This window comes from Aquibacillus albus, assembly GCF_016908325.1.
In the GTDB taxonomy this organism is placed as follows: domain Bacteria; phylum Bacillota; class Bacilli; order Bacillales; family Amphibacillaceae; genus Aquibacillus_A; species Aquibacillus_A albus.
Window position 1 is genome coordinate 23,843 of the sequence record NZ_JAFBDR010000034.1, and the last position, 12,456, is coordinate 36,298.

At 39.8% G+C, this 12,456-nt stretch carries 9 protein-coding genes; 8 read left to right on the forward strand and 1 reads right to left on the reverse strand.

Translation table 11 applies throughout. The annotated features are described in order from the left end of the window. Positions 1-207 precede the first annotated feature (207 nt). The 8 genes from JOC48_RS19675 (at position 208) to JOC48_RS19710 (ending at position 10,928) form a co-directional block, all read left to right on the forward strand. Positions 208-852 carry an HAD family hydrolase gene (locus JOC48_RS19675; protein ID WP_204502121.1) on the forward strand — a complete coding sequence of 215 codons (645 nt, stop codon included), beginning with the start codon at positions 208-210 and terminating at the stop codon, positions 850-852. A gap of 23 nt (positions 853-875) precedes the next feature. Continuing rightward, positions 876-1,763: a glycoside hydrolase family 43 protein gene (locus tag JOC48_RS19680; protein WP_204502122.1), complete on the forward strand. Its 888-nt coding sequence runs from the start codon at positions 876-878 to the stop codon at positions 1,761-1,763. A gap of 116 nt (positions 1,764-1,879) precedes the next feature. Next, positions 1,880-3,928 carry a glycoside hydrolase family 65 gene (locus tag JOC48_RS19685; RefSeq protein ID WP_204502123.1) on the forward strand — a complete coding sequence of 683 codons (2,049 nt, stop codon included), beginning with the start codon at positions 1,880-1,882 and terminating at the stop codon, positions 3,926-3,928. Positions 3,929-4,345: 417 nt separating this feature from the next. Further along, on the forward strand, positions 4,346-6,757 hold the full coding sequence (locus tag JOC48_RS21615) for an arabinan endo-1,5-alpha-L-arabinosidase AbnB (RefSeq protein ID WP_204502129.1): 2,412 nt from the start codon (positions 4,346-4,348) through the stop codon (positions 6,755-6,757). Between the two features lie 308 nt (positions 6,758-7,065). Next, positions 7,066-7,737, forward strand: a complete 672-nt coding sequence (locus JOC48_RS19695) for a plasmid pRiA4b ORF-3 family protein (RefSeq protein WP_204502124.1) — start codon at positions 7,066-7,068, stop codon at positions 7,735-7,737. Between the two features lie 193 nt (positions 7,738-7,930). Beyond that, the gene (locus JOC48_RS19700) at positions 7,931-9,871 is read left to right on the forward strand and encodes a glycoside hydrolase family 127 protein (RefSeq protein ID WP_204502125.1); all 1,941 of its coding nucleotides are present in this window, start codon (positions 7,931-7,933) and stop codon (positions 9,869-9,871) included. Positions 9,872-10,041: 170 nt separating this feature from the next. Further along, positions 10,042-10,149 carry an NAD-binding protein gene (locus JOC48_RS19705; RefSeq protein WP_204502126.1) on the forward strand — a complete coding sequence of 36 codons (108 nt, stop codon included), beginning with the start codon at positions 10,042-10,044 and terminating at the stop codon, positions 10,147-10,149. Continuing rightward, complete coding sequence (locus JOC48_RS19710) at positions 10,122-10,928, forward strand: nucleotide sugar dehydrogenase (protein ID WP_204502127.1); 807 nt, start codon at positions 10,122-10,124, stop codon at positions 10,926-10,928. The genes JOC48_RS19705 and JOC48_RS19710 overlap by 28 nt, the downstream gene beginning before the upstream one ends. A gap of 84 nt (positions 10,929-11,012) precedes the next feature. On the opposite strand, the gene JOC48_RS19715 is transcribed toward JOC48_RS19710, so the two are convergent. Next, positions 11,013-12,158 carry a glycosyltransferase family 4 protein gene (locus JOC48_RS19715; protein WP_204502128.1) on the reverse strand — a complete coding sequence of 382 codons (1,146 nt, stop codon included), beginning with the start codon at positions 12,156-12,158 and terminating at the stop codon, positions 11,013-11,015. Positions 12,159-12,456 lie beyond the last annotated feature (298 nt).

Genomic DNA, 12,456 nt, shown 5'->3' on the forward strand with positions numbered 1-12,456 from the left:
TTACTGCATGTTAGACAAAGTCCGTGTATAATGGAAAAAAGTTGGTTTAAAGGATGAATTTTGATAGATTAAAAGGATAATCAATTTCATCATACTTATTTATCGTCATTAGGATACAACATATAGTTGGATTTACCCTTTTCCAACTATATTGTAGAGATATGGCTTGATATTGTAATGATGAGATTGACTCAGGAAGGTGAAAAAATGAAAACGATTATTTTTGATTTTGATGGAACAATTGCCGATACATTGCCGGTTATTTTTGATGCGTTTAAAAAGGTGTTTAAAACGTATGAAAATAAGGATCTTAGCTCTGAAGATGTTAAAGCAATGTTTGGACTTGCTGAGGAAGAGATGATAAGGGTCAATTTTTCGAGCAAGGAAAGGGTGGAAGAAGCAATCGAAACTCTGTTTCACCACTATGAAGAACAACATGATACGTTAGTCGAGCGATCGTCCGCCATGGAAGAGCTGTTGAAGTTCATCCAATCAAAAGAGATAAAGCTTGCTGTTTTCACAGGGAAGGGGAGAAGGGGTTTAGACATTTCGCTAGCAAAATTAAATCTAGCATCCTATTTTGATGTGGCGATTACTGGCGATGATGTCGAGCACCCGAAACCACACCCTGAAGGATTGTACAAAATACTAGATTTATTAGATACTCCAAAGGAAGAAGCGATGATGATTGGGGACAGTAATGCTGATATCGAAGCAGGGAAAAGTGCTGGTGTGACTACTGTTGCCGTTCAATGGCTATCCCACTTTCAATCAGATACATATACAACCGATCCGGATCATCAATTTAAGGACATTTATCAATTTCAGCAGTATCTGGAAAAAGTACTTTAATTTTTATAAGAAAGGGATGCTTTATGGTAAAAAACAAGGATATTCAAATACGTGATCCATTCGTGTTTGTAAATGAAGAAGAAGAAACCTATTATTTGTTTGGCAGTACCGATGAAAATATTTGGGGAGCAGGAACAGGGTTTGATGTCTATATTGGAAAGGACCTGGAAAATTGGGAAGGGCCTTTTCCAGTGTTTCGAAGAGATGACTCCTTTTATTCAGAGGAAAATTTTTGGGCGCCAGAGGTACATAAATATCAGGACAAATACTATATGTTTGCAACATTTTTGCGGAAGGACAATGGAAAGCGTGGGACTGCTATCCTCATATCGGAGAGCTTGAGGGGTCCTTTTATTCCGCATAGTGAGGGTCCGGTAACACCGAAAGAATGGTTTTCTTTGGATGGCACCTTACATATCGATCAACAGGGTGAACCGTGGATGGTCTTTTGTCATGAATGGGTGCAGGTAGGTGATGGTGAAATTTGTGCACAAAAGCTAACAAAGGATTTGAAAACGACAGTTGGTGAACCAATTGTGCTTTTCACTGCTTCTGATGCGCCGTGGCCGACGTCCTTTGAACATCCGAAGCGCCAAACGATGAAAAACTATGTGACAGATGGTCCGTTTTTATTTCATGCAGATAATGGAGATTTGCTGATGCTTTGGGCGAGTTTTATTGATAACGTTTACGCACAAGGAATTTCTAGATCAACTACTGGGGACGTTACAGGTCCTTGGGAGCATGAATCAGAACCGATTTATTCGAAGGATGGTGGACACGGCATGATTTTTCGTGATTTACAAGGTCAGCTCATGCTAACCTTACATTCACCAAACAAAACCCCATTAGAAAGACCGATTTTTATACCGATTAAAGATGAGAATGGGAAAATCTCTGTAAAAAGATAGCTGCTGTAACGAGTGCGTTGCGCATAAGCCGAATGAAGGTGAGAGAAAATCGCGGTGTGGTGCGCATAACGCCGTCGAGAGAATCCCTGGCAAATAGATTAACAGGAGGAGTAGAGATGGATAGACAGTCAGTTGTAAAAAAACATTCTCCCGTTGTTGTTAAAAAAGACCGATTAGCTCCATTATCGGTTGGGAATGGGGATTTTGGCTTCAGTGTGGACGTGACAGGACTTCAATCCTTTCCAGACGCTTATGAAACACCATTGAGCACGCAGTCGAATTGGGGATGGCACTCAACAGAAGGTTCAAGCCGATATACCAATGAAGATATTGATTTTCAAGCGTATGATACAAAGGGGAGAGCAGTTACTTATCCGATGCATCCAGGTGATAAGGGGGAGGCATACCATTGGTTAAGACAAAATCCCCATCGCCTACAACTAGGGCGGATCGGCTTTCGATTTTTAACGCGTGATCAAAAGGAAATAACCATCGATAACATAGAGCAAATCCATCAAAGGCTAGATTTGTGGACGGGAACGATTCATAGTTATTTTGAAGTGGACGGTACCCCAGTAACTGTTCGGACAGCTTGTGATCCAAAACAGGACATCATCGCCGTAACCGTTTCATCACGATTGATTCAAGAAAAAAGACTCCAAATTACGACGGCTTTTTCGAATCCGTCCATGGTAGATGAGGACTGGTCCAAGTCAATTCGACCTGTATGGAAGGTGGAAGGGCACAAGACAGAAACAATTGGTCAATCCGATCATTCTGTCACATGGCAAAGAGTGATGGATGATACGCGTTATTTTGTGCAAATGGATTGGTCAGCTGGCGAACTCCAACAAACGGCAACCCATGAATACACATTGACACCAGATGAGAAATCTGAGGAATTTGCGTTCACAACAGCCTTTGCCCCGCAAAAACCTGTCCCCAAAAATCATACGGATATCTTTGCTACTAACGAAAAACATTGGGCAGATTTTTGGGAAAAGGGTGCTTTTATCCATTTTGAAGGAAGTTCAGATCCACGGGCTAATGAGCTGGAAAGAAGGATAATCCTTTCCTTATATGTAACCGCTATCCATAGTAGTGGTTCGATTCCTCCACAAGAAACAGGCTTTATGTATAATAGCTGGTTTGGAAAATTTCACTTAGAAATGCACTGGTGGCATGCGGCGCATTTTCCTTTGTGGAATAGACCAGAACTACTGATGAGAAGTATGGATTGGTATGTAAAAATTTTACCAAAGGCACGTGCATTGGCAAGCTCGCAAGGCTACAAAGGGGCAAGGTGGCCGAAAATGGTCGCTCATAATGGTGAACAAACACCTTCTCCGATTGCGCCAGGTCTAATCTGGCAGCAACCCCATCCGATTGCGCTGGCAGAATTATGCTATAAATCCGAACCAAGCACGGAAACGCTAGAAAAATGGCAGGATGTCGTGTTTGAATCGGCGGATTTTATGGTTTCCTATTCCCATTGGGAGGAAGAAATTGACAGATATGTACTCGGGCCACCGCTTATTCCGGCACAGGAAAATCATGACATGGAGGTAAGTAAAAATCCTCCGTATGAGTTAGAGTATTGGAGATATGGGTTAGAACTTGCAATCAGGTGGGCAGGTAGATTAGGTGTTCCTGCAAACACGAAATGGAAAGAGGTGGCTGAACGGATAGCGGAGCCACCACATAAGGATGATGTGTATTTAGCTCATGAGCACTGTCCGGATACTTTTGAAACAAAAAATCATGATCACCCATCAATGGTAGCTGCTTTAGGTGTTTTACCAGGTAAAATGATTGATGCTGAGAAGATGCGGAAGACGTTATATAAAGTAAGAGACGAATGGCAATGGGAAACCGCATGGGGATGGGATTTTCCGATGTGTGCGATGACGGCCGCTCGTTTAGGTGAAAGAAGCCTAGTGGTTGATTTTTTGATGATGGATCAAACGAAAAACACGTATCTCGTCAATGGGCATAATTATCAACGAGAAGGATTAACTGTTTATTTACCTGGTAATGGTGCTTTACTGACGGCAATTGCAATGATGGCATCAGGCTGGGAAGGCTCTGAATCGAAAAATTGCCCTGGCTTTCCAAACGATGGGACTTGGAAAGTGGAACAGGAAGGATTACGGGCTTGGCTGTGATTTTTATGTAAGAATGTCTGTTTAGATTTAACCGAACGATTATCATCAGTTACTATCTGTTCTAATTATTTATAAAAATTTAAAAAACATATATTCGTACAAGTGAAAAATAGCACTTATCTATAAGAAATTAGATGGTGCTATTTTTTGTGGACGTTTTCTTGATCATATATGTCTTTTTACCTATTTCCACTTTTCTAACTTTGTAAAATTTCTAATGAATATGTCGAACGAACTATACAATCGACTCATTGTCGGGGATGGGATTATCTTGTATCTTTAAAATGTAAGCGCTATATTTATACGTACAGATTAGGGAAGTCTGATAAAAAAAGAGCAATCAGCCTAATTTTTACATGTAAATGTAGTTGCGTTTACAAAAATTGTACGGATAAGAAGGAGGATGACGTGAAACACATGCAAAAAATCTTTGTTCTATTTTTAGTGGTATTATTGTTCGTTCCGGCTTCAACCATGGCAACACCCGTGAATTATGGTGCAGCTAACAACGAAAAGAATCCACATAACGAATCAGAGGAGGTAACTCCCGTATTTGAAGATGCATCGGTACATGATCCTTCCGTGATTAAAGCTGGTGATTACTATTATGTATTTGGCTCTCACCTCGCAGCAGCTAAAACAAAAGATCTCATGAAGTGGGAAGTTATTGAGGAAGATGGGGCTGATTCAGACAACCGGTTGTTTGAAGATGTTACAGAAGAATTAAAGGAAACGTTTGAATGGGCTGAAACAGATACACTGTGGGCAGCAGATGTTACACAGCTCGAAGATGGTAGATATTATATGTACTACAATGCTTGTCGTGGAGATTCCCCGAGATCTGCAATGGGGGTTGCAGTAGCAGATAACATTGAAGGTCCATATGAAGATTTAGGAATTATTTTAAAATCAGGGATGAGAGATGGGGAAGAGGATGTAGATGGAACTCCTTACGATCATGAGCACTTCCCTGAAAATTATGATGCCACTGTCCATCCAAATGTTGTAGATCCACACACATTCTTTGATAAGGATGGAAAACTATGGATGATGTACGGCTCTTATTCGGGAGGTTTTTTCATTCTTGAAATGGATCCGGAAACAGGCATGCCGATACCTGGTCAAGGTTATGGAAAAAAGCTTTTAGGCGGTAATCATAGCCGGATTGAAGCTCCGTACGTTGTTTACAATCCAGAAACAGATTATTATTACATGTATCTTTCCTATGGAGGACTTACGGCTGATGGAGGTTACAATATTCGTGTCGCAAGGTCGAAAAATCCTGATGGGCCATATTACGATTCAGAAGGCAACAATATGATTGATGCAAAAGGGGAAGAAGGTACGTTTTTTGACGATCGTTCGATAGAGCCGTATGGTGTGAAATTGATGGGTAACTACTTATTTGAAAGAAAAATTGGTGATCCTGGAACAGGTATTGGTACAGGCTATGTATCTCCAGGACATAATTCTGCTTACTATGATGAGGAAACAGGGAAGCAATATTTAATTTTCCATTCTCGCTTTCCGCAAACCGGTGAAATGCACCAAATTCGTGTGCATCAACTATTTATGAATGAGGATGGATGGCCAGTTGCTGCTCCATACCGGTATGCTGATGAAACGCTGGAAAAAGTTTATCGAGATGATATCATCGGTACCTATAAATTTATTAATCATGGCAAGGATATTTCTGCTGAGCTTAAAAAGTCTGAGTATATTACGTTAGAAAAAAATAATAAAGTTACTGGTGTAGTCGATGGGAAGTGGAAGAAGACCGCACATAATAAAGCTGAATTGACGATTGATGGTGAGACATACAAAGGGGTATTTTTACGTCAATGGGATACAACCTCTGAAAGCTATCGAATGACCTTTACTGCTTTATCCGAAAAAGGTGTAGCGGTTTGGGGCAGTAGAATTCTAGATTGGACAGATGAAGAGGTTGTCGAGGCTGTTAAGAGTGATTTATCTCTTGGTGACACAAGTGCGGTTGTTTCAGATTTAACATTACCTACAGAAGGTACAAGGGAGTCGGAAATTTCTTGGAGTTCCTCCGATTCAGATATTGTGTCTGAAGAAGGGGTTGTAACTAGACCTGAAGCTGGTTCCGGCGAAGCTACGGTAGAATTAACAGCAACTATTTCAAAAGGGGATGTTTTCGATACAAAGACGTTTGAAATAACGGTGCTGCCAGAAAGGGAAAAAGGATTGCTTGCCCATTATGAATTTGAAGGAAACTTAGTCGATACTTCCGGTAACTTTGCAGCAGGAAATGTGACTGGTGATCGAATTTATAATTCTGGCGGAACAATTTCCTATGCGGATGGAAAAGTTGGTGAGGCTTCTTACTTTGATGGAACATCGGGTGTGAAATTGCCAAATGGCCTAATCTTAGGAAATGAATATTCCGTTTCACTTTGGCTTAATCCAGAAACAGTTCAGCCATTTACTACAACCTTCTTTGGTGGTTATAATGACCCGCAAAGCTGGATTAGTCTATTACCGAGAGGACATGATTTTGTTAATAACGATACGATGCTATGGTCCGGAAATGCTTGGTATGATGCAGGAACTGACACAAAAATTAACACGAATGAATGGTCACATTTAGCCTTTACTGTTGATCATGGTGAAATAAAGGTTTATGTTAACGGTGAAGAAAAGTTTTCTGGGACGAATTTTCCAGATGTGTTTAAAACACCAGAAAGCCAATTTAGCTTAGGTGTTAATTGGTGGGATACACCTTACCATGGTTTAATGGATGAATTACAAATTTATCATGGAAAACTAACAGCTGAAGAAGTAGCTGAGTTAGCCAATCATTAAGATATCAAGGGGGGAAAGCCTGTGTGTGGGCTTTCCCTTTTCTTAACCCGTCATAAATGTGTCATTTCTTTACTTGTAGTAATATAGTACATAAGAGTAAGAGAATAGGAGGTTAGCATTATTCATGCTAGGTTGGTTATTCGGAAGAAAAAAGTGCTATATTTGCAAAGGGAAGGCGGAAAGAGCGCAAACTTATGAAAATGATAACGGAGAAAAGATTCTAGTTTGCTATAAATGCGTGACTTATGCCGAAAGACGGGCGTTTAAAAAGCTATAGTAGTTTTTGCAATTCGGGAGGAGTGATAGGAATGAAAGCATATCAATTGAAAATAGAATTGATGGATTCAGATCCACTAATTTGGAGACGTGTTATTATGCCAGCTGGTGCGACGTTTAACCGGCTGCATGATGTGATTCAAACAATAACGAATTTTCAAAGTGGCTATCCGCATGATGCTTACCATCTTTTTATGTTCGATATACGAGAAGAAAAGATAAGAGTAACCAATGACTTAGAAGCCTATGATGAAAACAAATTTTTAAAATCTGAATACAAAAACGTTCCATTAAATGAAGAAAACGATCCATTAGGCATCATTGAAAGGAATTTGAAAACAACGGTGCGACAGCCTCAAACGATTAAAATCGATAAATTTATTGAAAAATATGGTAAGCTTGATTACATTTATGATTTTGGTGATGACTGGAGGTTTCATATTACGTTGGAGGAAGTTGTGGAGGATTACTACTACGGTTATCCAACACTTATCGATGGTGAAGAGACTGCTCCTCCAGAGGATGTTGGTGGTATTCCTGGGTATGAATCATTTCTTCAGGTATATCATGATGAGAAACATCCCGATCATGAGGAAATTAGAGCATGGGCAGAAGAACAAAGGTATCAAGAATTTGATAAAGAATGGATCAATAAACTTTTAAAATCCATTAAGTATAAGAAAACGGAGTGGGACAAGCTGTGACTTGTCCTTATTACTATATTGACGGGAACCAGAAATAATAATAGTATGAAGTTTATTGAAAGCGTTATAAATGAAGAGGTGATTCGTACGCATACCGTGTTCAAAAGATGATAGCAACTTCGTGACTTTGAAAGTAAATTCCATCCTGGTGCGCATAAACGATCAAATAAATCTATTAAATGAGGTGACTGTAATGGTAGAAAAAGTAGAAAATAAATCAATAGATTTAAAGCAAATCAACATCGATGATCGATTTTGGAATCACCGTATTAATCGGATTATAGAAAAGGTCATTCCCTATCAATGGGATGCCCTTAATGATAACATTCCAGACGTTCCTCCAAGCCATTCCGTTGAAAATTTTCGAATTGCAGCGGGATTAGCAGAAGGTGAATTCAAAGGGATGCCTTTTCAGGATAGTGATGCAGCTAAATGGATTGAAGCTGCGAGTTATAGTTTGTCGGTCCAACCGAACCCTGAATTAGAAAAATTAATGGATGAGTTGGTTGATTTGATTGCAAAAGCCCAGCTAGATAATGGTTACTTGAATACGTATTTCACAGTAGCGAAGCCAGATCAAAAATGGAAGGATTTTTCGCACGGGCATGAGCTGTACTGTGCTGGTCATATGATTGAAGCGGCTGTCGCTTATTATCAAGCAACTGGTAAGGACAAGCTTTTGCATGTTGTTTGTCGCTTTGCCGATCATATTGATGAAATTATTGGTCCTGAACCTGGGAAGATGAAGGTTTACCCAGGCCACCCTGAAGTAGAGATGGCTTTGGTTCGTTTATATGAGGTGACAAATGAAGAGAGGTATTTAAAGCTAGCTAAGTTTTTTGTTAACCAACGTGGAAAGGATAACGATTTTTTTACAAACGAGAAAACATTTGCATTAGGAAAAGATGATCGCTGGTTCCAATTGGATTACCACCAAGCGCATGATACTGTTAGAAATCAAGAAACTGCAGAAGGTCACTCCGTGCGGGCGATGTATTTGTATTGTGCAATGGCTGATTTAGCCTTGGAAACAGGGGATGCTTCCCTGTTAGAAAATACAAAAACGTTGTGGGATAACGTTGTGAACAAAAGAATGTACATTACTGGCGGTTTGGGTTCTCAAGGACATGGAGAGCGTTTTACACTCGATTATGACTTGCCAAATGATGTGGCATATGCGGAAACATGTGCTTCGATTGGGCTCGTGTTCTGGGCGCATCGAATGGCGAAATTAGAAGTTGACCGCAAGTATGCAGATATTATGGAAAAAGCCTTATATAATGGTGTGTACAGTGGTATTTCATTGGATGGGGAGAAATACTTTTATGTAAATCCTCTTGAGGTGTTCCCAAAGGAAGCTAGTTATCGTCATGATCATGTTCATGTGGAGCCTGAACGAGTAGGGTGGTTTGGCTGTGCTTGCTGTCCGCCGAATATTGCTCGATTAACGACATCACTTGGTCAATATATTTACACGCAAAAGGACAAAGATCTTTTCGTTCATTTATATATTGGAAATGATTCCACTTTTATTATTGATGGAAAAAAAGTGCAGCTGGTGCAAACCACAAATTATCCGTTTGACGGCAATATAACGATTGATGTGAATCCAGAGGAAGAAATAGCGTGTGGTGTCCATGTTCGTATTCCTAGCTGGTGTGATATGTATACCGTAAAAGTGGACGGGGAAGTTTATCCAATTGATGAAAATTGGAATAACGGTTATGTTCAAATCAACAAGACGTGGCAAAAAGGAAGCAAAATCGAGCTTGTACTTGATATGCCTGTTAAGAAAATGCGCTCTCACCCGAAAGTAAGACAAAATGCAGGGAAAATTGCTTTGCAAAGAGGACCAGTCGTTTACTGTCTAGAAGAGGTGGACAACGGAGCTGATTTAATGAATATCGTTATTCCGAAACAGGCAACTGTAACGGAAGCGTTTGATCCAGATTTATTTGGAGGTATGACGACACTAACCGCAGAAGCAAAGCGTATCGTGGATTCTTCACAATCAGAGGACCTGTATCAGTCTAGTGATTTTGACGTAGAAAAAGTAACAATCAAAGCGGTTCCTTATAGCCTATGGGGAAATCGAAAGACAGGGGAAATGATTGTTTGGGTGAGAGAATCATAGAAATTGGTGCCTGCACCGCCCGAAAAAGGGCGGTTTTTTGTCGAATAGTTGGCGTGTGAAATCGGTGTTAAATTTGGGTTAATTGTTTGTTAGAATGCCATATTCGTTGCTTTAACTAAGTACAATGGGGGTGTAACTAAATTTCAGAGAATGTTCGGAGGGATTTATGAGTGAATATTGCTGTAGTTGGTACGGGATATGTAGGGTTGGTTACTGGTGTGGTGCTAGATGAGATTGGGCATTCCGTTACTTGCATCGATATGCTGCCAATCGCTTAGCTGCTATCTATGAGCCATTCAAAGTACCAATTTATCAGACAGATATTCGTAGTGCTGAAATGATTAAGTATGCCAGTAATGCATTTCTTGCGACAAAAATAAGCTTTATTAACGAGATTGCTAATATTTGTGAACGAGTGGGAGCAAATGTGGACGATGTCGCAGAAGGAATGGGCCTTGATAGGAGAATCGGAAAACATTTTCTGAAAACAGGCATTGGTTACGGCGGATCTTGTTTTCCGAAAGATACAAAAGCACTCATTCAGCTTGCAGGCAATGTTCAATATAATTTCGAGTTATTAAAAGGAGTTGTCCAAGTGAATCAAAAGCAACAGCTACTTTTAATCGATAAACTCATTCATAAGTATGGATCATTAAAAAATAAGAAAATTGCTGTATTAGGACTCGCGTTTAAGCCGAATACAGACGATGTGCGAGAAGCTTCTTCTATTTTTGTGACAGATAAACTAATTGAATACGGCGCAAAGGTTGTCGCTTATGACCCGGTTGCTATCAATAATGCAAAAAAAATTTTCAATCGGAATGTGTGCTACAGCAATAGTGTGGATGATGCGATAAAGGGAAGTGACGCGGTACTAATTTTGACGGACTGGGATGAATTCAAAATGATTGCCCCTGAAAAGTTTCTGACAATGAATACCCCGTTCGTGCTCGATGGAAGAAATTGCTTTCAATTAGAAGTAATGAGAAAAGCAGGAATTGAATATTACTCTGTTGGAAGGCCATTGATAAACAAGAAAGAAAAAATCAAACTCTAATCGTAAGCACGACTAGGGTTTGATTTTTTAATGCTTAAGCAGCGAGAGGATTCGACATAATCCGGGTGTTTCCAGGGACCAGTTTCAAGCGTTCTTCACTACATTCTCTTCCTTTTCTAATACACGGTCATAGGCAGCGATTAGTTTGTCAAAGGTGCTTTCCCAAGTTTGGGTTATGGCATAGGCTCTAGCTTGAGAAGACATGGTCGCAAGTATTTCGCTATTCTTTATGGTGTTTTCAATGGTAATGGCAAATTGTTCTGGGTGTTTTGGATCGCAAAGAAAACCATTTTTTCCGTGTTTAATGATGGTTACCACTCCGCCAGAATTTGCGCTAATTGCCGGAGTACCTGAGGCCATTGCTTCTAACACAACATTGCCAAAGGTCTCCGTTGCTGATGGGAAAACAAACAAGTCAGATGCAGCATACACGTCAGCAAGATCCTTTCCGTGTAAGTAACCAGTAAAAGTCATATTTGCTGGTGCTTGCTTCATTAGTTCTGGCTTTGACGGGCCATCTCCAACGATTATCCATCGAATTTGATCAGATAGATGCTTCGGGAGAACTGCGTTAATTTCCAGTAATAATTCAACATTCTTTTCGGGAGAAATTCTACCAACATAATTTAATATATATTTTTCCTTAATGTTGTATTTTTTTCTAATGAGGTAATTATCCATGGTAGGCTGGAAAAGTGTTGTGTCTACACCCCGTCCCCAGATTTCTAGGTTTGTAAATCCCATTTGCTTAAGGGTATACAATGTATCTGCTGATGGAACGAAAATTTTTTGCATTGGTCGGTGAAACCAGTGGAAATATTTCCAGAGAGGTTTAGAAAGTATATCAAGGTTGTAATAGGAAAGGTATTTATCAAAATCTGTGTGATATGAGCCGACAATTGGTATATTATATTTTTTTGCATAGCGTAAACCGCAGAGTCCAACATTAAAAGGTGTTGCGATATGAATAAGGTCAGGCTGAAAGCGCAATATCTCCGCTTTTACTTGGAATAAGTTTGGAATCGAAAACCGACAATCAGGATACATAAAGAAGGGTAAACTCGTTAAATGGTGCACTTGGCTAGTAAACTTTGACTCTTTCGTACTTTTCGGTGCGAAAACCTGATACTCATGTCCTTGGTCCGACAGATAATTGGTAAAGCGCTGCAACGTTTTGGCCACTCCGTTTACATCAGGTACATACGTATCCGTGAAAATTGCAATCTTCATCCTTCTCACTCCTATTTTCCTATAATTGTTGAAGCCATTACTAAAACAATCATATGAGTACCCAACCTCAATAACAATAAAGTGAACGTAAAAACACTGTAAAAAACACCTTTACAAAAGCGAGAAGAACTAAAATCGATTTGCAAAAAAAGCGAAAGGGGTCTGACCCCTTTCGACATATTTCGCTAAAGTTCGGGTGGTGCCAGCGTATAATGGTAAATAAGTCAACCACCATTTTTAAGTAAAAAAGACCGACCTTAACTAAAACTCTTAAAATCGCTTTTTAAAAAGTTCATCT